The following is a 24,224-nucleotide window of genomic DNA, read 5'->3' as shown; positions in this document are numbered from 1 at the left end:
GGAGTATTACCTCAATTAATGGCTTCGATAATCACCAACCGATCATTGAGCCGCTGTTTGATGACCGGATCGGTCGCTGCTTGCGCCTGTTGTTGCAGTGCCGCAACCTGCTGCTTCATCTTTTGCGGATCGCTAAACAGTAATTCTTTGACGTTGATGGAGGCCACGTTGGTATAGCGCCCATCATCGGTGGTTGGCACGCTGATTTTGCCGTCATTGAGCAACTTGTCCACAATCTTGCGCTCACGTTCGTACCCTTCCAGCCCCACCAGCTTCCAACGGTGCATCGCTTTGCCCTGGTATTCACCCTTCTTCACCTCGGTCAGATAGCGAATGGTGAGATTACGGATAGTCCCCGCTTCCTCACCAAATTCCGCCTTGGTATCTGACAGCACCGGGAATTGCATACCTTCCAGTACGCCACCTTTTTGCGTCAGGTGGCCCATGCGATAACTGTTCATCCCCAACTGGATCGGCGTGCTGTCGGTCACCGGGGTGCCATCGTTCAACTTCAACTCGGTGATGCGCTGCCCAACGGGTTTACGCAGATCGATGGTATAGGTCACACCATCAAAGAAGTCATTGGTTGAGTATTTTGACGATCGGCGCTGTGGGTTAAAGCTGTAGGTGACATCGCCATCATGCTGCTGGTTGAAGTAGTCCGCTGACCACTCCATGTACTTTTTCAGCTCTTTACCGGTCAACTGGTAAACGGTGATTTCACCACCGGCATATTGATAGTTGAAGGCGATATCCTTGGCGGTGATGGTGCCCACGTTCAGCTTCGGCCTATCGTTATCAATCTGCAACGCGATCACTTGAGCCTTAGGCGCGTAGTGACGAGCAGCCTCCTGATACAGGGCGCTGATGCCGGTATCCTGAATATGTACCTGTGGAATACCTTTCACCGCGTCCGGTGGCACCAGATCCTGGCCGGTCAGTTGCGCAATCGGCCGGTTGGCATTAGCACGCAGGATGGTATGGAACGGCTGATAGATCTCTTCGAGCTTTTTGTCAGAGCTGATGCCTTTGATCGGGTAGGTGTAGCTGTCTTTATTGATCAGCACGTATTTGCCATTTTGCTGCTCAAATTGCAGATCGATACGCGACAGCGCACGGCCGTATTTGTCCGGCTCGGTGATGATCACGCCGTTGATCACCTCTTTATCCACCTTGACGTGCATATGCCCGGCAACGATCGCCGCCAGCTCTGGGTTGGCCCGCGCGATATCGCCCACGCCGGTGCCCGGCCGCTGGTTCTCATTATCGATCCCCATATGGGCCACCAGCACGATGGCGTCCACCTGGCCGTGGATCTGCTGGATCACCTTTTTCACCGCCTGCACCGGATCGGTAAACGTCAGGCCGTCGATGCGATCGGTGCCCTTGGCAAACTCAGCGGTCATCGGCGTATCCATGCCGATAATGCCAATCTTCACCCCCTGGCGCTCAACGATCTTATAGGCAGGCAGATAAGGCTTGCCGCTGTCCCAGACGATATTGCCCGCCAGCGCGGTGCCTTTGAACTGGCTGAGTGGGGTTGCCAGCGCCTTCAGGCCAAAATCGAACTCGTGGTTGCCCATCACCCACACGTCATAGTCCAGCGCGTTAAAGCCGAGGATCATCGGGCTGGTTTTGTCATTCTTGAAGGTTTCAACAAAGTTGCCCTGAATGGTGTCCCCGGCGTCTACCAAGATCACGTTCGGCTGCTGGGCACGGACTTTATGCACCTGTGTGGCAATCTGGCTCAGGCTGCCTGCCAGGTTCTCGGTGTCGGTAGAGTAATCCCAAGGCACGAAGGTGCCATGCAGATCGGAGGTGCCAAGAATGGTGATATTTACCGGTTCAGCGGCCATGGCAGAGGTACTCAAGCAAAGCAGCAGGGAAAGCAGCGTCTTTTTCATCATGTTGTTTCATTATAGTTGATTGTAATTAAACAGGATTATGCGACGCACCTCTCAGCGTTACCAGTGACATTGCAGAATGAACATGGGAAATGTGAGGGGGTTCAATGAATACCACCCTCACGTTTATCTTACAGCGGCATATAAATATCGAAACGGTGATTTTTGGTGGTCGTGGCAGCATGAGCGGGAACATCGGCCAGCGGAGGGGCATAGTCCGGTCGTTTCACCACGACCCTTTTGGTCGCCAGCCTGCGGGCAGGCTCCAGCAAGCCGTCGGCATCATCATCACTGCCCACCAGCGACTGAAATACCCGCATCTCTTTTTTCACCAACGCACTCTTCTGCTTATGCGGATACATTGGGTCGAGGTACACCACTTCCGGGCGTGGATCGAGATCGCTCAGCGCCGTCAGGCTGGAGGCATGAAGCAACGTCATGCGTTCACGTAGCCAAGGACCGATCTCCGAGTCCTGATAGCCCCGTTGCAAACCGTCTTCCAGCAACGCAGCAACTACCGGATCACGCTCCAACATGCGAACCTGGCAACCCAGCGATGCCAGCACAAACGCATCACGCCCTAACCCGGCGGTGGCGTCCACCACGCTAGGCACATAGCTGCCTTTGATGCCTACCGCTTTGGCCACCGCTTCGCCACGGCCGCCGCCGAAACGCCGCCGATGGGCCATCGGGCCAGAGATAAAATCGACGTAGATAGCGCCAAGCTTTGGCTCGTCGCGCTTGCGCAGTTCCAACCGTTCTGGCGTCAGCACCAGCGCCATCGCCGCATCTTCGTCGCTGGTTAGCTGCCAACGATCGGCCAAAATAGACAAGGCGCCGGGATCGGCGCCTGCTTCACACAATAAAAACACGCTCACTTGGCGGGTTACCCTTTAATACCGTAATGGCGCAGCATAGCATCCAGCTTCGGTTCACGGCCACGGAAGCGTTTGAACAATTCCATCGGCTCTTCGGAACCCCCGCGTGACAAGATGTTATCGAGGAAGGATTGACCGGTTTCAGCGTTGAAAATCCCTTCATCTTCAAAGCGCGAGTAGGCGTCTGCCGACAATACTTCCGCCCACAGGTAGCTGTAGTAACCCGCCGCATAGCCACCGGCAAAGATATGGCTGAATGCGTGTGGGAAACGGCCCCAGCTTGGCGAAGGCACCACCGCCACCATTTTCTTCACCTCGGCCAGGGTTGGCAGGATCTGCGCCCCTTTTTCCGGGTTGTATTCGGCATGCATACGGAAATCGAACAGGCCAAACTCCAGCTGACGCAGGATAAACAGTGCCGCCTGATAGTTTTTCGCTTCCAGCATTTTGTCCAGCAGGGCTTTCGGCAGTGGTTCGCCAGTCTGGAAGTGACCAGAGATAAACGCCAATGCCTCCGGCTCCCAGCACCAGTTTTCCATAAACTGGCTTGGCAGCTCTACCGCATCCCAAGGCACACCGTTGATACCAGAAACCCCAGCGGTATCGATCTGCGTCAGCATATGATGCAAACCGTGGCCAAACTCATGGAACAGCGTGGTGACTTCGTTATGGGTAAACAGCGCCGGCTGGTCACCCAGCGGGCGGTTAAAGTTACAGGTGAGATAGGCAACCGGCTTTTGCAATTCGCCATTGGCTTTACGCAGGCTACCGACGCAATCATCCATCCATGCACCACCGCGCTTGTTTTCACGGGCATACAAGTCCAGATAGAAGCTGCCGCGCAGTTCACCTTTGGCATCGAACAGATCGAAGAAACGCACCTCTGGATGCCAGGTATCAACACCCTGACGCTCTTTGGCGGTGATACCGTAAATACGGTTAACCACTTCAAACAGCCCTTCCAGCACGCGCTGTTCCGGGAAGTAGGGGCGCAGTTGCTCATCACTGATGGAGAACAGATGTTGCTTCTGTTTTTCTCCGTAATAGCTGATATCCCAAGCTTCTAGCTCATCTACACCATAGTGCTGTTTGGCAAAGGCTCGTAGCTGTGCCAGTTCTTGCTCTGCCTGTGGGCGAGCGCGCTTGGCCAGATCGCTCAGAAAACCGAGCACTTGCTCCGGGCTTTCTGCCATCTTGGTCGCCAATGATTTGTCCGCATAGCTGGCAAAACCCAGCAGCTGTGCCAGTTCGTGGCGCAGAGCCAGCGTTTCCGCCATCACTTCGCTGTTATCCCACTTACCAGCATTCGGCCCCTGATCGGAGGCACGGGTGGTGAAGGCGCGATACATCTCTTCACGCAGCGCCTGGTTATCGGCATAGGTCATCACCGGCAAATAGCTCGGCATGTCCAGCGTCAGCAACCAGCCTTCCTGCTCTTTGGCCTGTGCCATCGCCTGGGCTTGGGCCAGTGCGCTTTCCGGAAGGCCGCTCAGCTCATTCACATCAGTAATCAACTTGCTCCAGCCCATGGTGGCATCGAGCACATTGTTGCTGTAGGTCGAACCCAGCTCAGACAGACGCGCCACGATCTCGCCGTAACGCTTTTGTTTTTCCTTTGGCAGGCCAATGCCCGATAGCTCAAAATCACGCAGCGCGTTTTCTACCGACTTGCGCTGTGGCGCGGTCAGTTTGGCAAAGCCTTCGCCGTCTTTCAGATTACGATAGGCCTGGTACAGCCCTTCATGCTGGCCCACCCAAGTACCGTATTCGGAAAGCAGCGGCAGCGCCTGCTCGTAAGCTTCGCGCAGTTCCGGGCTGTTTTTCACCGAGTTTAGGTGACCAACAGGTGACCAGATGCGTGACAGGCGATCGTCAGATTCGGCCAGCGGCTGACACAGATTTTCCCAGGTAAACGGCCCTGGTTGTGCCACGACGCGCTCAACCGCAGCACGGCAGTCGGCCAGTGCGGATGTCACCGCAGGGACGATATCTTCAGGGCGAATGGCAGAAAACGGCGGTAAGGCAAACGGTGTCAGCAACGCATTGGTCATAGAGGCAGTCCTGATTAGGGTGGTGGACCCGATGCGCACATCAGGCCAGACAAAGATAAGCTTCTTTCTAACATGGTGCCAACCAGCGGGAAAATCAATGGTCATGCGTGTGATTGAACCTGTTTCTTCACTCACGCGGATCGTTTAGTGAGGAGGATAGGCCACAATTGCATTAAGTAGATTAAGTAGGAAAGCGACAAGAATACCTCCCCGCTAAGTACCTATAAAATGCTCTCATTTGCGTTAATACACGTTTCAAACACGCTCACATACAGCATACTTTATGAGTCATTTTTATTTATTGATGAATATTATTATTCCTAGCTAAAAAATCAGCCTGTGCGCTAAAAACCATGTTAATTGAGGTTGTTTTGATACAAAATGGTTCGGTCTATTTTTAACCAACCCCAGCCACGAATTACATGACAAGGAGTTCATCATGGCAAATAATATCTACGCAACGATTAATGGAAAACAACAAGGGTTGATATCGGCAGGGTGTTCTACAGCGGATTCGATCGGTAACAAGCACCAATTAGGCCACGAAAACCAGATACTGGTTCTTAAGCTCGCGCATAACATCAGCCGGGGCGAAAATGTGATGCATAACCCAGTGATTTTTGTTAAACCGCAGGATAAATCATCTCCTTTGTTTTTGCTGACTATTTCTAATAACGAGTTGCTTAACCTTAAGTTTGATTTTTACCGCACATCACAAAATGGTGCCCAAGAGTTGTACTACACGATCGAACTCAGAGAGGCGACCATCGTAGATTTCAACATAAACTATCCCCACTGCTTAACGCATGCTAGTGCACAACCCGAAGAAATTATTTCCGTACGTTATAAAGATATTATTTGCCAACACCATATCGCTGGCACCTCAGGTTATAGCGTATGGGACGACAGAGTTTATTAATGACTAGCTGGGTCTCTTTTACCAAGAGGCCCTAACGTCTATAAACTGCTCTGGGTCTTTTAAGCACTTGGGTTCCTCTTTTTTTACATTCGCTGGCATCTTTGATATAGAGCGTCTCCGAATATAAACTTTTTTTTCAACAAGTGCCATAACCTTTTTGATGTAGGGCGCTAGTAAAATAAAAATTAAAAACAGTCACAAGCACAAAAAATAAGGCCGTCAAATATACACACAACATGCTAAGTTTCTTTATTTTTGTTAAATCTTTCCTTCTTGTAACCAAGACATACCCTGACATCACCATCATCATTACGAATCCAAAGAAACCTGCCACCATATAATTCGCCATTAGATAAAATGACACTACATCTGGGTATGATAAGTAAGGTAATACCTTGTTTTTTAAAATGTACGGTACAAATAAAACACCAAACAATCCAACAAAAAAGGAAAAGAGAAAACTCAGTTTCTCAATGAAGGTAGTTTCTAATTCAACTTTATTTTTCATACTTCACTATCATCATATCAACCGGTGATTCTATTTTTGGTAAGCTGGTCTTGGCTTTCTAAGTACCTCTGATCCTCTTTTTTTACATTCCTCGGCATCTTTAATATAGAGCGTCTCCGAATACAAGCTTCTTTTCCAACAGGTGCCATAGCCATGCTGATCCAACACTGTGGTAAAATGCCAATTAAAAATAAAGGCGACAACAAGCAAAAAAGCGGTAAGGCGTAAAGAGTATATAAGTATAGGTTTGAATTTAGCTAGATAATTTTTGCCGGTAATAGACAAATGGAAAAACATAAGGAAATATACGGCACTTGCAGGAATAATTGCTAAAATGAAAGTTTCCAACCTGTTAAATGAAACAACATCAGGATAGGTAAAGCTGATGATATAGTTGCTAATAATACTTGGTGCAAAAATGCAACCTAAAGAAAAAATCCCGGCGACAAGCAAAGAACTTAAACGCTCTTTTACTGTAACTGTCTCGCCCACGTTGGTTATTAATTTATTTTTCATGGTTTATTGTATAAAATTTGGCTATTTGTTCCTAACACACTTGAAACTCTTGGTGTCTGCGCTTCCATTTCCTTTATTTTTTCTATAATTTTATTAGTGATTCCATACTCCCGGTCTAAATACTCTAGACCCATCGTAATAAAAAACGCCACAATGGCGACACCAATAATAGCACCACCTAAGGAAACAGCCGCCCCTATTAACAACGCGGACGATGTTGCTCTCATGATAACAGTAACGACAACCGCTTTGACAATATCACTAGTTACATTTCCTAAAAAACTAGCCGCAGTGCTTTCATCCTTTAGTATAAACTCCAGGCTACGGTAGGCCAAAGAGACATATATACTCCATTTCATGCCCTGTATAGCAGTATGATTAAGCCCTTTTACCCCGACCCCAATTTGTACAACCTGCATATTATTTAACGAATAACGCGTTCCATTTAAGATCCGTCTAATACCTGGGTAGCCGGTGATCTTGATGAGCTTCTCACCGTTTCTTCCGACATAAATGATGGCGGCAATCCCAAAGCCCCCCAACTTCCTGACCAGGTCCGCCGCAGAGTAGAAATCCTTTGCGTTGCCGCTATAGGTTGCTGCATATCCCAGATAGTCCAACCCTTCATCACGTGTGATATTTAGAAAACCCTCATCATGCTGCCGATCGCCTCTGCCAAACTCTCCAAAGCACTCCAGAACATCATAGGCTTCTTCTTTGGTCAGCAGCATGATGTGGCGCTGTTCGGCATTCATACAAGCCTGGAATTTTTCTTCCGCAATTCGTCGGGCATAGGCGCCATGATCGGGTGGTGTGGGGAAGAGAGTGGAATTATTTCCCGTGAGATAGTTGGGGTATATTCTATCTTTCATCGCGGCCTCCGGTTGCCTTATAAGAAAGTATTTCCATTTACTCATCCACTAATATAATTGAAATTCGGCATTGTATAAAGAACAATCAAGGCAAATTCCTCATAGCTATCACCTATTCTTGACTATACCGGCGTAGATCCCTCCAGGCTGCAACGCTTTTCGCTTTTTACCAGCAAGGCGGTTTATACTTGGTAGCTTAAATTCGTTGATCTACGAGTTTGCAGTAAACACGCAGAACTCTTTTGCATTTAATGAGTTGATTTTATTGAAAATAACTCGAAAATCAGGAAACACAAAACACCATGTTAAGTTACCGCCACAGTTTTCACGCCGGCAACCACGCCGACGTGCTCAAGCACACCGTTCAGAGCCTGATCATTGAGGCGCTGAAAGAAAAAGATAAGCCGCTGCTGTACCTGGATACCCACTCCGGTGCCGGGCGCTATCAGCTGAGCGGTGAGCATGCCGAGCGCACCGGGGAATACCTGGAAGGCATCGGCCTGCTGTGGCAACGTGACGATCTGCCAGAAGAGCTGGCGGCCTACATGAGCGTAGTGCACAACTTCAACCGCTCCGGCACCCTGCGTTACTACCCAGGCTCACCGCTGATCGCCCGCCAGTTGCTGCGCCCGCAGGATAAAATCCATCTGACAGAGCTGCACCCAAGTGATTTCCCGCTGCTGCGTAACGAATTCCAGAAAGACGATCGCGCCAAAGTGCAGCGTGCCGATGGCTACCAGCAGTTAAAATCCCAGTTGCCACCTCCGTCACGCCGTGGCCTGATCCTGATGGACCCGCCGTATGAGATGAAAACCGATTATCAAGACGTGGTGAAAGGCATTCAGGAAGGCTACAAACGTTTTGCTACCGGCACCTATGCCCTGTGGTATCCGGTGGTGATGCGCCAGCAGATCAAACGCATGCTCAAAGAGCTGGAAGCGACCGGCATCCGCCGTATCCTGCAAATTGAGCTGGCGGTGAAACCCGACAGCGATCAACGCGGGATGACGGCTTCAGGCATGATCGTGATTAACCCACCTTGGAAGCTGGAACAGCAGATGAACAACGTGCTGCCGTGGCTGCACAAGGTACTGGTGCCGTCCGGTATTGGTCACCACCTGGTGAACTGGGTCGTACCAGAATAAGTTCGATGATGGTCGCCTGCCTGGGCGGCCATCCACTTTTCCCGTCTCCATCCCCCCTGCTTCAGCCTCATTTTTCCCCGATCTTTTGCCGATCCTCATCACAACCGCAAAATAACTGTTTGCTTATTTTATCTTTCGATTGGATGATGAGCATCGAAATAAAACGTAAACAAAGAAAACAGGAGGCAGGCGGTGTACATCATTTCGACCAACAATATGCTGCAGAAGGCACAACAACAGGGCTATGCCGTACCGGCCTTCAACATTCATAACCTGGAAACCATGCAGGTGGTGGCTGAAACCGCCGCGCACATGCACTCGCCGGTGATCCTGGCAGGTACACCTGGCACCTATCTCTATGCGGGAACGGCTAACGTGGTCGCCATTGTCAAACAGTTGGCCGCCGAATACCGCATCCCGCTGGCGGTACATCTGGATCACCATGAAACCCTGCAAGATATTGAAACCAAAGTGCATGCAGGGATCCGCTCGGCCATGATTGATGGCTCGCATCTGCCCTTTGAGGAAAATGTCACGCTGGTGCGGCAGGTGACCGAGTTTTGCCATCGTTATGATGTCAGCGTTGAGGCAGAGTTGGGGCGGCTTGGTGGCGTTGAGGATGGCATCAGCGTCGATGCCAAGGATGCCCGCTATACCTCGCCGCAACAGGCCGAGGAGTTTGTGCGTTCCACCGGCATCGATTCACTGGCGGTGGCGATTGGTACGGCGCATGGACTTTACCAGGGCAAGCCAGAGCTGGATTTCATCCGCCTTGGACAGATCCGCGACAGGGTCAGCGTGCCATTGGTGCTGCATGGTGCGTCGGGTTTGCCGGACGCCGATATTCAGCAGGCGATTCGGCTGGGTGTCTGCAAGGTGAACGTGGCGACGGAGCTTAAAATCGCCTTTTCAGACGCGCTGAAGCAGCATCTGGCGGAGCATCCGCAGGCCAACGATCCGCGCCACTATATGCAGCCCGCCAAACTGGCAATGCAGCAGGTGGTGCAAAAAGTGATTCAGGTTTGTGGCTGCGAAGGCAGGCTGCGACGTATGCCTGCATGGTAACGGCCCCTCACCCTAACCCTCTCCCACAGGGAGAGGGGATCTGACAGTGCCACCATCAAATTCTTCACTTAACCTGGGCATGGGGAAGTTAAAAATCAGTACCAAAGCGCTCCCCATCTGATAACAACGCCGGCCAGATCCTATAAAATGGGCAATTGAGCGGCCCAACAATACACTCCATTCCCAATCGCAACACCAGATCAGCTCCCTCTCCCTGTGGGAGAGGGTTGGGGTGAGGGGCCAGTGAAACTATCTCCGCAGCAAAACAACCGCTTTCACTTTATTGCGTATGCCGACTCCTCTCTTTATCAATCCTCTATAATTAACTGATTTTAAATAACTAAATCTACCCTACTCGTTAACTTACCCCCTCACACTGAAAGCACCGGCACGGAAAAATAGCGGTAAAGTTTTCGATCTTGATCACGAATAATAGAAAAGTGCATTGCTAACCTTTCGAAACATTACGATTATATTCGTAAGAAAACGGAGGGTAGAATGAAAAATATAATCGCACGACATAAAGCAGGGGAGCCGATCGGGATCTGCTCTGTCTGTTCGGCACACCCATTAGTCATTGAAGCCGCATTACGCCTGGATCTGCACAGCGATCGCCAGGTGCTGATCGAGGCCACATCCAACCAGGTTAATCAGTTTGGCGGTTACACCGGCATGAAACCGGCGGATTTCCGGCAGTTTGTCTGCGATATTGCGGCAACCGTCGGCTTTCCGCTCTCCCGGCTGCTGTTAGGGGGCGATCATCTAGGCCCAAACTGTTGGCAAAATGAACCCGCCGCCAGCGCAATGGCGAAAGCGGAAGTGTTGATCGCCGACTACGTCACCGCCGGATTCAGCAAGATCCATCTGGATGCGTCCATGTCCTGCGCCGACGATCCGATCCCGTTAGATCCCCACGTGGTGGCAGAACGCGCCGCCCGCCTGTGTCAGGTCGCCGAACGGGTCGCTACCCCAGAGCAAAAACAGCAGCTGACCTATGTGATTGGGACCGAGGTGCCAGTTCCTGGAGGAGAATCCTCCGCCATTGGCAGCGTACATATCACTCACGCGACGGATGCCGCCGCCACGCTGGAAACTCACTATCAGGCGTTCAGCAAAGCCGGGGTGGCAAAGGCGATCCCGAGGATCATCGCCGTGGTAGTGCAGCCAGGGGTGGAGTTCGACCACTCACAGGTGATCGCTTACCAACCACAGCTGACCCGCGAGCTCTCTCAGTTTATTACCACCACGCCGCTGGTCTATGAGGCTCACTCTACCGATTACCAAACGCGTGAGGCCTATCAGCAGCTGGTGCGCGATCACTTCGCCATTCTCAAGGTTGGCCCGGCTCTGACGTTTGCCCTGCGCGAAGCGGTATTTGCCATGGCCAATATCGAACAGGCCCTGATTGCCCCGGAAAAACGCAGCCAGATCCTGGCGGTGATTGACGCCGTAATGCTCGACGAACCGGATTACTGGAAAAAGTATTACCACCCGACGTTCAGCCGCTCGCTAATCGACCTGCATTTCAGCCTGTCGGACCGTATCCGCTACTACTGGCCTCACCCGCGTATCGCCCAAAGTATGACGACGCTGCTCAATAACCTCGACCAGCAAGAGATCCCCGCAGGCCTGCTGAGCCAATACTTCCCGCTGCAGTATCAGCGCGTGATGGAACGCAAGCTGGCGAAGCAGCCCCACGCACTGATGATCGACAAAATTCAGGATGTGCTGCGCGCTTATCGCTTCGGCTGTGCCCCCGCAGAGCAAGCCAAAAACGCCGAGGAGATGGCCCATGCATAATAGCCAACTGTTCGTTCGCACTGGCATCAGCTTTGCCGACGCGCAGCAGGCGCTGGAGCACATTGGCGTCACCATGCTCAACGCCGGGGTCGTTCACAACAGCTACCCGCAGGCATTGCTGGTGCGTGAGAGCGCTTATCCCACCGGCATAGCCCTTGAGCAGCATGCGGTCGCCATACCCCATTGTGAAGCGGAGCATGCACGTGCCCCGGCTATTTATCTGATCCGCCCAGACCATGCCGTACCCTTCGCTCAGGCGGATGATGACGGCACGATCGACGTTGCGCTGATTATCGCGCTGATCGTCACCGATCCGGCTGCGCAGTTGGTTTTACTGCGTACGCTGTTTGGCCAGTTGCAGCACCCCGAGTTTATCACTGCGCTACTGACCGCCCCCGAGGACCAGTTGGGCGAAATTTTTGCCCAGCGGGTTTTCACTCCGCCCTCCCGACCACAACAAAAAACAGAATATGAAGGAGCCACACTGTGAAACGTAAAATTATCGTTGCCTGCGGCGGTGCCGTTGCCACCTCGACCATGGCCGCAGAAGAGATCAAAGAGCTGTGCGCGGAGCACAACATCGAGCTGGATTTGGTGCAGTGCCGCGTGACCGAGATTGAAACCTATATGGACGATGCCGATTTGATCTGCACCACCGCCCGTGTCGACCGGCAGTTCGGCGATATACCGTTGGTCCACGGCATGCCATTTATTTCCGGCGTCGGCATCGATGCGCTGAAACAAAAAATACTGACCATTCTGACGGAGTAGCCCATGTTTACCGACATCATGCGTTACATCCTCGATCTCGGCCCTACGGTGATGCTGCCCATCGTGATCATCATCTTCTCGCTGATTTTAGGGATGAAATTTGGGGATTCATTTAAATCCGGCATTCATATCGGCATTGGCTTTGTCGGTATCGGGCTGGTTATCGGCCTGATGCTGGACTCGATCGGCCCCGCAGCAAAATCGATGGCCGAACAGTTTCAGATCAACCTGCACGTGGTGGATATCGGCTGGCCAGGCTCGTCGCCGATGACCTGGGCCTCGCAGATTGCCCTGATCGCCATCCCGGTAGCGATTGCGGTCAACATCGTGATGCTGCTGACGCGTATGACCCGAGTGGTTAACGTGGATATCTGGAACATCTGGCACATGACCTTTACCGGCGCCATGGTGCATCTGGCCACCGGTTCATACTGGCTGGGTATGCTGGGCGTGGTGGTGCATGCCGCCTTCGTTTACAAGCTGGGGGACTGGTTCGCCAAAGACACCCGCGACTTCTTCGGGCTGGAAGGGATTGCCATTCCGCACGGCACCTCCGCCTATATGGGGCCGATCGCCGTACTGGTGGACACCATTATCGAGAAGATCCCCGGTCTGAACCGCATTCACTTCAGCGCGGACGACGTACAGAAACGCTTTGGCCCGTTCGGCGAGCCGGTGACCGTCGGCTTTGTGATGGGGCTGATTATCGGTGCGCTGGCCGGTTATGATCTGAAGGGCATTCTGCAACTAGCGGTGAAAACCGCTGCCGTGATGCTGCTGATGCCACGGGTGATCAAACCGATCATGGATGGCCTGACGCCGATCGCCAAGCATGCTCGTAAACGCCTACAAGCACGCTTTGGTGGCCAGGAGTTCCTTATTGGCCTCGACCCGGCGCTGCTGCTGGGCCATACCGCCGTGGTCTCTGCCAGCCTGATCTTTATCCCGCTGACCATCCTGATCGCCGTGATCGTCCCAGGTAACCAGGTGCTGCCGTTTGGCGATCTGGCAACCATCGGCTTCTTTGTGGCCCTCGCCGTCGCGGTACATCAGGGCAACCTGTTCCGCACGCTGATCTCGGGTTTTATCATCATGAGCATCACGCTGTGGATCGCCACCCAAACCATCGGGCTGCATACCCAACTGGCGGCCAATGCCGGTGCCCTGAAAGCGGGCGGCGTAGTGGCCTCGATGGACCAAGGCGGCTCACCGATTACCTACCTGCTGATCCAACTGCTCACCTGGCAAAACGTGGTGGGTCTGGTGGTTATCGGCGTCATTTACGCCATCGGGGTGTTTCTCACCTGGCGCCGTGCCCGTCAATTTGCCCAAGCTGAAGCCACTGCTAAACAGCAGACCGCGCAAAGCCTCAACGCTATGTCCTGATCCTTCGGGGGAGCTTATCTCCCCCCTCTCTATTTCTACGGAGTTCAAGTTATGCAATCAGTCGTGATCCACACGGAGGGAGAAGTGCGCGTTGAAGAACGCCCCGCCCCTGCTATTGAGGCCGCCGATGAGGTGTTGGTTCGGGTGGCGTATTCCGGGCTATGCGGTTCGGATATCCCCCGTATCTTCGCCAAAGGCGCGCATTTCTACCCGATTACCCTGGGGCATGAGTTCAGTGGCCGGGTCGTGGCCTGTGGCGATCGGGTTACCGATCTGCAACAGCATGATGCCGTGGCCTGCGTCCCATTGTTGCCTTGCTTTAACTGCCCGGAATGCCAGCGCCATTACTATTCGCTTTGCAAGCATTACCAGTTCGTCGGTTCACGTAGCCACGGCGGCAACGCCGAGTTTATCGTGGTCAAACGTGCCAATCTGGTGAAATTGCCTGCCAACGTCAGCTTATTGCAGGGGGCATTTATTGAGCCCATCACCGTCGGCCTGCATGCCATTCAGTTGGCTGGCGGATGCAAAGATAAAGAGGTGATCATCATTGGTGCCGGTACCATCGGCCAACTGGCGATCCAGTGTGCCAGAGCAATGGGCGCACGCAGCGTCACGGCTATTGATATCAATGACGACCGGCTCAAGCTGGCACGCCAGATCGGCGCAGAAAACGCGTTTAACAGTGCGGAGCTTAGCCCCTCAGAGATAGCCGAACGCTTGCAGGAAAGGCGCTTTGATCAGTTGATTCTAGAAACCGCCGGCACGCCACAAACGGTCGGCCTGGCGCTGGATATCGCCGGGCCACGGGCACAAATCGCGCTGGTGGGGACTCTCCATAAGGACCTGCACCTGTCTTACAGCACCTTTAGCCTGATCCTGCGCAAGGAGCTGACGCTGCTGGGCAGTTGGATGAACTATTCGGCCCCGTGGCCAGGGGAAGAGTGGCAGCAGGCCATGAAGCTGTTCCAATCGGCAGATCTGGCTCTGGAGCCGTTGATTGCCAGCATCGATCGCCCGCAGCAATACGCCGCCAGCGTTGCGGCCCTGGCCGGTATGCCGATGCAGGGAAAAATCATGCTTAAGCTCGGCGAAGAGTGATATTTAGCCAATGGCTGCCCTGGTGCAGCCATTATTTTGCCTCAAATCCCATCTCCTTGATCTTTATGCTCCCCTTTCATATCCCTTTCGCATAAAATAAAAGCAAAATATTTCGATAGGTCAGGATGATGAACTCTTTTGAAAGACGAAACAAAATTGTCGACTTGGTTCAGCAGAACGGCAGCATCTTGGTCAGCGATCTTTCGAATTCCTTCGGAATTTCTGAGGTTACCATCCGCGCTGACCTGCGCCTGCTAGAAGAAAAAGGCCTGCTGATCCGCTTCCACGGCGGTGCCGCCAGGCCGGGCAGTCAGTTGGAGCAGGAGGCCGAGGCGCCGAAAACCACCGGTGAGGTCATCCTGGAAGAACGCTACCAGCTGGCTAAAGACCCGAAAAAGCGCATTGCCTTAAAGGCAGCAGCGATGGTCAACCCCGGCGATACGGTGATCCTGGATAGCGGCAGCACCACCATGCTGATCGCCGAAGAGCTGGTGAAGATGGGTAATATCACGGTGATCACCAATAACCTGCCCGCCGCCTTTGCACTTTCCGACAATAAAGACATCACGCTGGTGCTGTGTGGTGGCACGCTGCGCCATAAGACGCGCTCCATGCACGGTTCCATCGCGGAGCTCTCCCTACAGGGCATTGCCGGTGACGTGATGTTCGTCGGGGCCGACGGGTTGGACGCCACCAACGGCATCACCACCTTTAATGAAGGCTACTCTATCAGCGGCGTGATGGCTCAGGCAGCCAAGCGCGTAGTCGCGGTGGTCGACTCAACCAAGTTCGGCCGCCGGGGGTTCAACCTGGTGCTGTCGATGAGCCAGATCGACATGATCATTACCGATACCGGCATCAGCAGTGCCGATCGCCAAGCACTCGATCGGGCAAAACCCGAACTGGTTATCGTGTAAAATCAACTAGGCAGAGGATCAAGCCTCTGCCTATTACAGCCATCGACGCAATCTTTGCGACAACCCCCAGTCAGGCGTTAAACTCTTACCCTTCTCGAATCACACAACTCATGGAAAACCCAGATGACGAAACATTACGATTATCTAGCAATTGGCGGCGGCAGCGGCGGTATCGCATCGATCAACCGGGCAGCCATGTATGGTCAGAAATGCGCACTGATTGAAGCCAAAGAGCTTGGCGGCACCTGCGTTAACGTGGGTTGTGTCCCGAAAAAAGTCATGTGGCATGCGGCACAGATCGCCGAGGCCATTCACCAGTACGGCCCGGATTACGGCTTCGATACCACCGTTAACGCCTTTGACTGGAAACGCCTGATCGCCAACCGCACCGCCTACATCGATCGCATTCATACCTCTTACGACAACGTACTGGGTAAAAACAAGGTCGACGTGATCAAAGGTTTTGCCCGCTTTATTGACGCGCATACCGTAGAGGTCAACGGCGAGAAAATCACTGCCGACCATATTCTGATCGCGACCGGTGGCCGCCCAAGCCATCCTTCGATCCCAGGTGCCGAATACGGCATCGACTCCGACGGCTTCTTTGAGCTGGATGCCATGCCAAAACGCGTGGCAGTGGTGGGTGCTGGCTACATCGCGGTAGAAATTGCCGGTGTGATGAACGCGCTGGGAGCAGAAACGCATCTGTTTGTGCGTAAACACGCCCCGCTGCGTACCTTCGATCCGATGATTGTAGAAACCCTGGTTGAGGTGATGAACACCGAAGGGCCAACCCTGCACACCGAATCCATTCCAAAATCCATCGTCAAAAATGCTGACGGCAGCCTGACGCTGGCGTTGGAAAACGGCAAAGAGTTCACCGTGGACAGCCTGGTATGGGCCATCGGCCGCGAACCAGCGACCGACAATCTGAACCTGGCGGTCACCGGCGTGAAAACCAATGCCAAAGGTTACATCGAGGTCGACAAATTCCAGAACACCAACGTGAAAGGTATCTACGCGGTAGGTGACAACACCGGTGCGGTTGAGTTGACCCCGGTTGCCGTTGCCGCTGGCCGTCGACTGTCTGAGCGCCTGTTCAACAACAAGCCGGACGAGCATCTGGACTACAGCAACATCGCCACCGTGGTGTTCAGCCACCCGCCAATTGGCACCATCGGCCTGACCGAACCGCAGGCGAAAGAGCAGTTTGGTGAGGACAAAGTGAAGGTCTATAAATCGTCCTTCACCGCCATGTACAGCGCTGTGACTCAGCATCGCCAACCATGCCGTATGAAGCTGGTGTGTGTGGGCGAAGAAGAGAAGATTGTTGGTCTGCACGGGATTGGCTTCGGCATGGATGAAATCCTGCAGGGCTTCGCCGTGGCAATCAAGATGGGCGCGACCAAGAAAGACTTTGACAACACCGTGGCGATCCACCCAACCGCTGCGGAAGAATTCGTGACCATGCGGTAAATGGTGCATTCCTTACTGTAAAACCGACTGTAAAAGGTCGGTTTTTGCTTTTATTCAGCTTATAAATGCTGATTAAGGCAATTGAATATCCCCGCCATAATGTTTATATCACTGCAAAATTAGCATTCATTAATATAAATCGTTCTTTTAAATATAACTTCTTAAATATAACCTCAACGAGATGCCGATTTTCGAGCACAATCGCTCCCGCTACGCCTATAATCACCGCGTAGTTATATGCAGTATCTCGTTTGGCGAGGCTCCTATACAAACACAGGTTACTGATCTGACGACATCGAGAGATGCCCAAGGTTAAGACAGGCTTTATCGGATTAAGGTTTAGCCCAAGGTAACTTCTGAACTGTTCTTCAGATACATTGTTCAGATACGTTGTATAGTGCTAAAACCTGGACGCGGAGATAGGCTTTCTGCACTCCCCTCTTTGGTTTACTCCCCTATACGAAGCACTGTTGAAGTTTAAACAGCAATAGGGTCAATCACTTCCAGACTCCTCAGCGATGACCGCTACCGCGCCAGCAACACAGGCGGGTCAGGCATTGCTAACTCTTTGAACGCTGACTTTTTCACCGCCGCTGGCACCATGACGGTGAATGAAGCCAGAGACTACGTTGCACACTTACTTTTAACCACAGAGGTCGTTATCGATTACAGTTAACCGAGGATAAGATTATGGGAAATATGATGTTTTTTATGGGATTTTTGTTTTTCATCAGCTCATTGGGGCTGATTGCAGCCTATCTGAGCACCAAATGGGATGACTAATGAACGAAAAAGATCCGCCTAGCATCATCCTCCCCGTAGCCTCATCAATCATTGCGGGGAGGATGAATAACCGCAATAAACGGACGGTATTTACCGCGCGTGATAATGATGATGATTTTTATTCTTGGGTTGCTGTACGCTATTTTTATGATGTCGGTAGGTATTAATGAGATTTATTTGTATTCCACCGGTCAAACTGCATTTCTCTCCTGTTTATTGCTGACAGCTACCGCAAGCTTACTGCTCGTCGCTTTTGTCTGGCAATGTTCCGTAAAAACCAAACGCTGATTTTTTTAATTCAACTATGAGCTGTGCTATGCAAAATAAAAAACAGGCCGTCGCCAGAAACTCGATGATTATCAGCGGATTGTTGGCGTTAGGTAAATTTATCGCAGGTATATTTACCGGCAGTATTGGCCTGATATCCGAAGGCATTCATTCATTTACCGATTTTATAGCCACCAGCATCACCTGGTGGGCGGTGAGCGTTAGCGATAAACCTGCTGATGATGACCATCACTTCGGTCATGGCAAGGTTGAGAATCTGGCCGCACTGTTTGAGGTACTCCTCCTGTTGGCGGCCGGGGGTTGGATCATCTTTGAAGCAGTAAGCAGCCTGATAGGTGAGGCAAACCAGATTGTGGCTGCACCGGTAGTGATTGCGGTACTGCTGGTGTCCATTGTGGTTGATTACTTCCGTGTCCGAGCTTTGAACCGCGTGGCCAAAGCCACCAACAGCGCGGCTCTGGAAGCCGATGCTCTGCATTTCTTCTCCGATATGTTGTCTTCTGGTGTGGTGCTGTTGGGCATGGTTTTTGTGCTATTTGGTTTTGCCCGTGCAGATGCACTGGCAGCATTGATCGTCGCCTGCTTTATCCTGACTGCCGCATTGAAGCTGGGCAAACGCTCCTTTGATTCCCTGATTGACACTGCACCTGCTGGCACGCGGGAAGATATCGCTGCCATACTTAATGACTTCCCCGCGGTGCTGTCTACGGAGAATATTCGTCTGCGCAGTGGCGGAGCCACGCTGTTTATCGAGGTGAGCGTTGGGGTATGCCGTACGCTACCGCTTGAGCGGATCAAGGAATTGAAGCTGGCGATTACCGCCAAACTTGCGCAGCAATACGCCAACTCGGAAGTGAGGGTGATTGCCATCCCTCAAGCCAGAAGTGATGAAGATCTGGCAACCCGTATTCGCATGCTGGCCGCCAACCATGGGGCCGTGGTGCAGAGCCTTTCACTACAACAATTGGCAGACCGTGTGGCGATCGGGATGGATCTGCTGGTTCCGGCCAATGCCAGCGTAGAACAGGCGCATGATATTGCCAGCGAGGTGGAGGAGGCCTTACGCCAGACGTTGGGCGAAAATACGGAGATCGAAACCCACCTGGAACCCCAGATGCTGGATTGGCTGACTAGCCAGGATGTGGAACACGGCGAACTGGCGAAGATTGAACAAGCATTGACGGTTTCGGCGCAAAACAGCGGATTGGTGCAAGACATCCATGATATCCGGGCGCGAGAAACGCCACAGGGCGTGATTGTGAATTTTCACTGTCGGGCCCTTCCGGCCTTGTCGATTTCTGCGGTGCACGATGCGGTGGACCATATTGAACGGCAATTGAGAATACAATTTCCCTTAGTATCGCGGGTGGTGGGGCATGTTGAGCCGCTGTGATCCCTCACAGCGGAATGGAGGGTGGGCGCAGGCTACATCACAGTAGAAATTGCCGATGTGACGAACGTGTTGAGAGCAAAAACGCATCTGTTGTGCGTAAACACACACCGCTGTGTACCACCTTAAATCAACGAACCCACAGTGCAATCAATACGACCAGGGCCGGAAGTGCCTGAACATAAAGTATCTTCCGGCTGACCGTCACTGGCCGCTCCTTACCACCCATGTCACAGACAATCTCCGCGATTTTCTATACTCTCAGCTATCCGACTCCAGACGCGACGTTGAGACGCCTTAGTGAACAGTTTTGACCTGTCATTGTTGAAATATATTCAGGAACACAGCCCGGTGTTAATCGAGGATGTCACCTCCAGGTTTGGCAAAACCCTGTCGACGCTGAAGCGATCCATGAAGGAGATTAACGAGTTTCTGGAGCCAGATTACCACATGCATATTGATGGGCAGTGGATCGTCACGGCGATCGGCTATAGGGAATACATCGCCTTTCTGGAACAGCTCCCGTTTAACCGCTACATCACCACCGCCGATGAACGCATTAAAGATCTCAGCGTGGCGCTGTGCCTGCAGGACGTGGTGAACAAAAGCGAGTATTACCGCAAGTTTAACGTCAGCCCAACCACGCTGAAAAACGATAACCAAGCGCTGTTGGCATTTTTACAGGCCAATCATCTCACCGTTACCGCCATTCCTAAGCAGGGATCGCGGCTGGATGGCGACGAGATCCTGCTGCGCATCGCCATCTGCCTGACGATCCTGAAAACCATCGAGATCGGCGAAGATCACCTATTGGTGCCGCACAAAGCCAGCGAGCCGATCAATCGCTCCATTGCCACGCAGTTCTTAAAGGTGTGCCAACAAGAAATCAGCGCCGCCGCCGAGTTGTACCAACAGCGGCTGAGCCAGCGGATCACGCTGGGCTATAACAGTAAAAAATACTTCCTGGTGTATATGAGCATTGCGCTACATCGCATGCGGCGCGGGCATTTCATTACCCACAGCGATAACCTGAGCTTTATTCAATCTTCTGACTTTGGGTTGCTGGATGGCGAGCACGAAAACCGCTTTCTCGACCTGCTGATTTCCTCCCTGACCTACACCTGGCGGCCGTTCGATATCTACGATCCCACGCTGATTACGCTCGTTGGCCGCCTTTGTGAAACCCTGACCCCGTTGCTGCGGGCAGAAATCCACAACCGTTCGCCCTTCTTCGCCGAGATCTACCAGTTCGTCTATTCGACCATCGTACAAAACAAGTTCAATCTCTACTTTGACGATAAAAAACTGCATCAGGTGCAGACCCGGCACGCCCTGCTCTATCAGGGCGTCGTCCAGGCCACCGCCCCCATCGCGCAGCACTATCAAACCACCTTTTCGCCGGTGCATCTGTCCACGCTAGTATTGATCCTGAAGAAATACGAGCTGCAAAACCGAGTCCACAGCGAGGAGAAAAAACGCGTCATTATCGTGACCAACTCTTCGGAAAGTAAGGTGGGTTATTTCAAGGAGGTATTGAAGTCGCACTTCCATATTGAGATTGTCGGCTACGTTAATATCAATGAGATACATACGCTCGAGCGGATCCCCTTTGATTTGCTGATCACCTTCACCAATAAAATCTCGAGCTATCTGAAGTATTATCAGTGGGATTACATCAAGGTTAATTTCTATCTCAGCCGCGATGATATCTCGCTGCTCAGCCAGCATGGGCTTTCCCGAGCGAAGAAGAAGATCCCGGCAGAGGGGTTTATTCAGGAAATTGAGGGATTGGATCGCCAGCAGCTGCGCACCCTGTTAGAGCGGCAGTATCCGGACTTTTTCATCTGACAGGGTGACAACAAATGGGCACAGTATGCTGCGCCCGTCGTGCCTAAGCGCTTAGCTGGGTTTGACGCAGGCCCCGGCAGTAGACTTCCACCAGATCCAACCCTTCATCCAACACCAGAATATCGGCATCTTTACCCGGACACAGTGATCCTTTCCGACTCTGTGCGCCTGCCAGAAACGCCGGATTCTCGCAAGCAATGCTGGCGACAGACACCAGCCCCTTATCCAGACGATCGACGATGTTCCTCACCGAATCGAGGAAATTCATCTCCAACTGCTGCACCGCACCATAGTCACGGGGGCAAACGTGGCGCGTATCGCCACCGTCTGAGGTAATCTCTAACTGCCCCTGTTTGATACGGAAGGTCTCTTTGCGCAGGTAATGGTGAAACTCATAGCCTTCCGGGAAATCGACATAGCCCATACAGTCGCTCATCAGCACCATGCGCCGATCGCGTTTCAGGCGATAAAGCAGATCAAAGGCCTCCGGTTTGATGGTGATGCCGCTCTGTTTCGCAACTTCCGCGTAGGTATCCTGATAGTACATCAGCGCACCGACCACCCCGAGCTCACGGTGATGGAAGCCACGCATCCCGCTATAAGCGTGGGTGAAGTGATTTAATCCCGCCTCTATCGCTGCCGTAACCTCAGCAAAGGTGGCATCGGTATGCCCTGCCGACGCGGTGATCTCCTGCCCCCGCAGATGGCGAATCAACTCCAACGACCCTTCCAGCTCTGGCGCTAGCGTCATCAGGCGGATGTTCTGCCCCGCTAGCCGGTTAAAGCGTTCGAATCCCTCAACGCTTGGCCGTTGCAAACAGTCGGCTCGCTGCATGCCGAGGTGTTTTTCACTGATGTAGGGGCCTTCCATATGGATGCCGATGGCTTCGGCCCCGTTCGCTGGCGTTGCCGTGGCAATATAGTCGGCAGCCTCTATTAACGACGTCTCAAGGAAATCATTTGGCATGGTGCCGGAAGTGGGCAGGTAAGAAGTGACACCGGCCTTGACCAAATCGTGGCTCATCCACTTCAGCGACTCCTTATTGCCCTTGTAGCCGAACGAACCCCGCCCCCAGCCGTGCACATGAATATCGACAAAGCCGGGCATGATGATCCGATGACTATGGTCGATGCAGCTACCGGAAAAGTGGCTGGCGAACCCGCTTATTTTCCCTTGTTCCACCCATAGATAACCGGCCTTGATACCGTCGGGGAAGACGATCCGGTTGGATTTGATAACCCCGGAGCGCTGGTCATCCATGGCTTCTCTCCAAGACCCGGTCTGCCAGTTCATCGGCCAAGACGGCACACAGGCCGGTATAGGCTCCGGGATCCAGCAGCTCCGCAATCTCCTGCGCAGTGAAGTTTTCGGCCATAACCGGATCCTGGCTTAGTATTTCACCGTATTCGAGGTGTTCATGGGTGCTACGCATCGCCATGTTGTAAACCAGCTCATGGGCCGGATCCTTACCCAATTTATCCACCAGCTTCATCATGATTTTCTCGCTGTTGATCAGCCCGTGCGTCAGCATCACGTTGTCGTGCATCCGCTCAGGGTTAATCACCAGCGTGCGCGTCAGCTCCTCTGCACGCAGGATAATCTCGGCCATCAGCTCAATGCTTTCCTGCAGGCTGGCATCAAAGATAAAGTAGGCCGAGCTGTCCGCCTCAAACGGCCTTGGGCAGACGTAGAGCGCCGCCGTCATCACCGAATACAGCTTCTGGGCGTTGGCAATGATGCCCTTTGCCAGCTTGGGATTGACCTTCTGCGGCATGGTGCTGCTGCCCACGGTGCCTTTGGTAAACGCCTCGGAGACCTCGCCAAACTCCTCACTGGAAGTCTGATAAACCTCTTCGGCGATTTTATGCAGAGTGGTTGCCAGCAAACACAGGTTGCTGATGTACTCGGCGCGGAACACTCTGGCATTGCGTGAAGGCACCAGCATCGAATGCATCCCGAGCTGTTCGGCGACCAGATCCTGCACCGTTCTGCCCGCTTCCCCCGTGGCGTGAAAGGCGCCCACCGCCCCGCCCATCATCACGGTGAATACGCGCTTTTCCGCCTCCTGCATGCGTTCCACCGCTGCCAGCAGCTCATAAATCCACACGGAAACCTTATAACCATAGGTGATAGGCAAGGCATGTTTGCCGTGAGTGCGCCCCGCCATCAGGGTATTTTTGTGTGCCTTCGCCAAGTGGGCCAGATTGACCAGCGTGTCATCGACAAACTTCATCAGATGGCGGTGGAATTTCTGCACGATCAGCAGATGGGCCGTTTGCTGTATGTTTTGGGTCGTCACGCCGTAGTGCACGTACTTGCCACTTTCCGCATCACAAGCTTTAACCAACACCTTGATAACGGGAACAAACCCGTGGCCAATCTGACGCATCAAACGGTCAATCTCCGCCAGGTCGATCCGCTCCAACTGGCAGTTGGCAGCGATATTTTCAGCCGCGGCGGCGGGGATCATCCCCACCTTAGCCTGCGCCATCGCCAGTGCGCCTTCCACGTCGAGCCATGACTGCACCCTGGCTTCGTGGGTGAACAGATCTTTCATGCCCTGATGATCGATGGTTTTACTTTTGGAATCATAAAGTGCGCGCAT

22 protein-coding genes and 1 riboswitch are annotated in these 24,224 nt (G+C 52.8%); of the genes, 14 read left to right on the top strand and 8 right to left on the bottom strand.

Translation table 11 applies throughout. From position 1 onward, the window contains the following. Positions 1–11: 11 nt before the first annotated feature. The 3 genes from AC6HVW_RS20575 to prlC all read right to left on the bottom strand — a co-directional run bounded on the left by AC6HVW_RS20575 (position 12) and on the right by prlC (position 4,833). Entirely contained in the window at positions 12–1,904 is a 1,893-nt protein-coding gene (locus AC6HVW_RS20575) for a bifunctional metallophosphatase/5'-nucleotidase (RefSeq protein ID WP_071681486.1), read from the bottom strand. A 131-nt stretch (positions 1,905–2,035) separates the two neighbouring features. Next, positions 2,036–2,782 (bottom strand): 16S rRNA (guanine(1516)-N(2))-methyltransferase RsmJ, encoded by a 747-nt coding sequence (gene rsmJ, locus AC6HVW_RS20570; protein WP_071681425.1) that lies wholly within the window; start codon positions 2,780–2,782, stop codon positions 2,036–2,038. A gap of 8 nt (positions 2,783–2,790) precedes the next feature. Continuing rightward, positions 2,791–4,833 (bottom strand): oligopeptidase A, encoded by a 2,043-nt coding sequence (prlC, locus tag AC6HVW_RS20565; protein WP_186486519.1) that lies wholly within the window; start codon positions 4,831–4,833, stop codon positions 2,791–2,793. A gap of 439 nt (positions 4,834–5,272) precedes the next feature. On the opposite strand from prlC, the gene AC6HVW_RS20560 reads away from it, so the two are divergent. Next, complete coding sequence (locus tag AC6HVW_RS20560) at positions 5,273–5,752, top strand: Hcp family type VI secretion system effector (RefSeq protein WP_186486520.1); 480 nt, start codon at positions 5,273–5,275, stop codon at positions 5,750–5,752. Between the two features lie 136 nt (positions 5,753–5,888). Here AC6HVW_RS20560 and AC6HVW_RS20555 read toward each other — a convergent pair whose 3' ends face one another. From AC6HVW_RS20555 to AC6HVW_RS20545, 3 genes are read right to left on the bottom strand one after another with little or no spacing between them, the layout of a single operon-like run. Then, positions 5,889–6,260 (bottom strand): hypothetical protein, encoded by a 372-nt coding sequence (locus AC6HVW_RS20555; protein ID WP_071681429.1) that lies wholly within the window; start codon positions 6,258–6,260, stop codon positions 5,889–5,891. 30 nt (positions 6,261–6,290) lie between these two features. Next, positions 6,291–6,776: a DUF1240 domain-containing protein gene (locus tag AC6HVW_RS20550; RefSeq protein WP_037376508.1), complete on the bottom strand. Its 486-nt coding sequence runs from the start codon at positions 6,774–6,776 to the stop codon at positions 6,291–6,293. Then, positions 6,773–7,648: a hypothetical protein gene (locus tag AC6HVW_RS20545; protein ID WP_081367014.1), complete on the bottom strand. Its 876-nt coding sequence runs from the start codon at positions 7,646–7,648 to the stop codon at positions 6,773–6,775. The genes AC6HVW_RS20550 and AC6HVW_RS20545 overlap by 4 nt, the downstream gene beginning before the upstream one ends. Before the next feature lie 302 nt (positions 7,649–7,950). Here AC6HVW_RS20545 and AC6HVW_RS20540 point away from each other — a divergent pair, with 302 nt between their 5' ends. From AC6HVW_RS20540 to AC6HVW_RS20480, 13 genes are all read left to right on the top strand, one after another. After that, positions 7,951–8,793, top strand: coding sequence for a 23S rRNA (adenine(2030)-N(6))-methyltransferase RlmJ (locus AC6HVW_RS20540; RefSeq protein WP_071681431.1), 843 nt, complete (start codon positions 7,951–7,953; stop codon positions 8,791–8,793). A gap of 192 nt (positions 8,794–8,985) precedes the next feature. Next, the gene (locus AC6HVW_RS20535; protein ID WP_071681433.1) at positions 8,986–9,858 is read left to right on the top strand and encodes a tagatose bisphosphate family class II aldolase; all 873 of its coding nucleotides are present in this window, start codon (positions 8,986–8,988) and stop codon (positions 9,856–9,858) included. Positions 9,859–10,356: 498 nt separating this feature from the next. Continuing rightward, positions 10,357–11,658 (top strand): tagatose-bisphosphate aldolase subunit GatZ, encoded by a 1,302-nt coding sequence (gene gatZ / locus AC6HVW_RS20530; protein WP_186486521.1) that lies wholly within the window; start codon positions 10,357–10,359, stop codon positions 11,656–11,658. Then, complete coding sequence (gene gatA, locus AC6HVW_RS20525) at positions 11,651–12,148, top strand: PTS galactitol transporter subunit IIA (protein WP_021807402.1); 498 nt, start codon at positions 11,651–11,653, stop codon at positions 12,146–12,148. Before gatZ ends, gatA begins: the two co-directional genes overlap by 8 nt. After that, complete coding sequence (gene gatB / locus AC6HVW_RS20520) at positions 12,145–12,429, top strand: PTS galactitol transporter subunit IIB (RefSeq protein ID WP_021181786.1); 285 nt, start codon at positions 12,145–12,147, stop codon at positions 12,427–12,429. The genes gatA and gatB overlap by 4 nt, the downstream gene beginning before the upstream one ends. 3 nt (positions 12,430–12,432) lie before the next feature. After that, positions 12,433–13,815, top strand: coding sequence for a galactitol-specific PTS transporter subunit IIC (locus AC6HVW_RS20515; RefSeq protein WP_071681436.1), 1,383 nt, complete (start codon positions 12,433–12,435; stop codon positions 13,813–13,815). A 51-nt stretch (positions 13,816–13,866) separates the two neighbouring features. After that, positions 13,867–14,916 (top strand): galactitol-1-phosphate 5-dehydrogenase, encoded by a 1,050-nt coding sequence (gene gatD, locus AC6HVW_RS20510; protein WP_071681438.1) that lies wholly within the window; start codon positions 13,867–13,869, stop codon positions 14,914–14,916. Between the two features lie 128 nt (positions 14,917–15,044). Further along, positions 15,045–15,833 carry a DeoR/GlpR family DNA-binding transcription regulator gene (locus AC6HVW_RS20505; protein WP_059199417.1) on the top strand — a complete coding sequence of 263 codons (789 nt, stop codon included), beginning with the start codon at positions 15,045–15,047 and terminating at the stop codon, positions 15,831–15,833. Between the two features lie 123 nt (positions 15,834–15,956). After that, positions 15,957–17,309, top strand: coding sequence for a glutathione-disulfide reductase (gorA, locus tag AC6HVW_RS20500; protein ID WP_021181790.1), 1,353 nt, complete (start codon positions 15,957–15,959; stop codon positions 17,307–17,309). A gap of 239 nt (positions 17,310–17,548) precedes the next feature. Continuing rightward, positions 17,549–17,735: riboswitch (M-box (ykoK) riboswitch) on the top strand. 264 nt (positions 17,736–17,999) lie between these two features. Continuing rightward, positions 18,000–18,092, top strand: a complete 93-nt coding sequence (mgtS, locus tag AC6HVW_RS20495; RefSeq protein WP_137751220.1) for a protein MgtS — start codon at positions 18,000–18,002, stop codon at positions 18,090–18,092. Continuing rightward, positions 18,092–18,259, top strand: coding sequence for a hypothetical protein (locus AC6HVW_RS20490; protein WP_175415642.1), 168 nt, complete (start codon positions 18,092–18,094; stop codon positions 18,257–18,259). Before mgtS ends, AC6HVW_RS20490 begins: the two co-directional genes overlap by 1 nt. Positions 18,260–18,408: 149 nt before the next feature. Further along, a complete protein-coding gene (locus AC6HVW_RS20485) occupies positions 18,409–19,773 on the top strand; it encodes a cation-efflux pump (RefSeq protein WP_071681439.1) in 1,365 nt (454 codons plus the stop codon). Positions 19,774–20,070: 297 nt separating this feature from the next. Then, a complete protein-coding gene (locus tag AC6HVW_RS20480; RefSeq protein ID WP_186486522.1) occupies positions 20,071–21,618 on the top strand; it encodes a BglG family transcription antiterminator in 1,548 nt (515 codons plus the stop codon). Positions 21,619–21,661: 43 nt separating this feature from the next. On the opposite strand, the gene AC6HVW_RS20475 is transcribed toward AC6HVW_RS20480, so the two are convergent. Further along, a complete protein-coding gene (locus AC6HVW_RS20475) occupies positions 21,662–22,879 on the bottom strand; it encodes an N-acetylglucosamine-6-phosphate deacetylase (RefSeq protein ID WP_071681443.1) in 1,218 nt (405 codons plus the stop codon). Continuing rightward, positions 22,872–24,224 (bottom strand): class-II fumarase/aspartase family protein, encoded by a 1,353-nt coding sequence (locus AC6HVW_RS20470; RefSeq protein WP_071681445.1) that lies wholly within the window; start codon positions 24,222–24,224, stop codon positions 22,872–22,874. Before AC6HVW_RS20470 ends, AC6HVW_RS20475 begins: the two co-directional genes overlap by 8 nt.

This window comes from Serratia sp. NCCP-200 (assembly GCF_059697885.1).
The sequence above is the reverse complement of the archived record's forward strand: the minus strand, read 5'-3'. Positions and strand labels throughout refer to the sequence as shown.

What these genes read in the sequence shown, in the direction of transcription:
- AC6HVW_RS20575 (WP_071681486.1), bottom strand. Translation starts at nt 1,904, where the DNA reads ATGAAAAAGACGCTGCTTTCCCTGCTGCTTTGCTTGAGTACCTCTGCC.
- prlC (WP_186486519.1), bottom strand. Translation starts at nt 4,833, where the DNA reads ATGACCAATGCGTTGCTGACACCGTTTGCCTTACCGCCGTTTTCTGCC.
- AC6HVW_RS20560 (WP_186486520.1), top strand. Translation starts at nt 5,273, where the DNA reads ATGGCAAATAATATCTACGCAACGATTAATGGAAAACAACAAGGGTTG.
- AC6HVW_RS20555 (WP_071681429.1), bottom strand. Translation starts at nt 6,260, where the DNA reads ATGAAAAATAAAGTTGAATTAGAAACTACCTTCATTGAGAAACTGAGT.
- AC6HVW_RS20550 (WP_037376508.1), bottom strand. Translation starts at nt 6,776, where the DNA reads ATGAAAAATAAATTAATAACCAACGTGGGCGAGACAGTTACAGTAAAA.
- AC6HVW_RS20545 (WP_081367014.1), bottom strand. Translation starts at nt 7,648, where the DNA reads ATGAAAGATAGAATATACCCCAACTATCTCACGGGAAATAATTCCACT.
- AC6HVW_RS20540 (WP_071681431.1), top strand. Translation starts at nt 7,951, where the DNA reads ATGTTAAGTTACCGCCACAGTTTTCACGCCGGCAACCACGCCGACGTG.
- gatZ (WP_186486521.1), top strand. Translation starts at nt 10,357, where the DNA reads ATGAAAAATATAATCGCACGACATAAAGCAGGGGAGCCGATCGGGATC.
- gatA (WP_021807402.1), top strand. Translation starts at nt 11,651, where the DNA reads ATGCATAATAGCCAACTGTTCGTTCGCACTGGCATCAGCTTTGCCGAC.
- AC6HVW_RS20515 (WP_071681436.1), top strand. Translation starts at nt 12,433, where the DNA reads ATGTTTACCGACATCATGCGTTACATCCTCGATCTCGGCCCTACGGTG.
- gatD (WP_071681438.1), top strand. Translation starts at nt 13,867, where the DNA reads ATGCAATCAGTCGTGATCCACACGGAGGGAGAAGTGCGCGTTGAAGAA.
- AC6HVW_RS20505 (WP_059199417.1), top strand. Translation starts at nt 15,045, where the DNA reads ATGAACTCTTTTGAAAGACGAAACAAAATTGTCGACTTGGTTCAGCAG.
- gorA (WP_021181790.1), top strand. Translation starts at nt 15,957, where the DNA reads ATGACGAAACATTACGATTATCTAGCAATTGGCGGCGGCAGCGGCGGT.
- mgtS (WP_137751220.1), top strand. Translation starts at nt 18,000, where the DNA reads ATGGGAAATATGATGTTTTTTATGGGATTTTTGTTTTTCATCAGCTCA.
- AC6HVW_RS20490 (WP_175415642.1), top strand. Translation starts at nt 18,092, where the DNA reads ATGAACGAAAAAGATCCGCCTAGCATCATCCTCCCCGTAGCCTCATCA.
- AC6HVW_RS20485 (WP_071681439.1), top strand. Translation starts at nt 18,409, where the DNA reads ATGCAAAATAAAAAACAGGCCGTCGCCAGAAACTCGATGATTATCAGC.
- AC6HVW_RS20475 (WP_071681443.1), bottom strand. Translation starts at nt 22,879, where the DNA reads ATGGATGACCAGCGCTCCGGGGTTATCAAATCCAACCGGATCGTCTTC.
- AC6HVW_RS20470 (WP_071681445.1), bottom strand. Translation starts at nt 24,224, where the DNA reads ATGCGCGCACTTTATGATTCCAAAAGTAAAACCATCGATCATCAGGGC.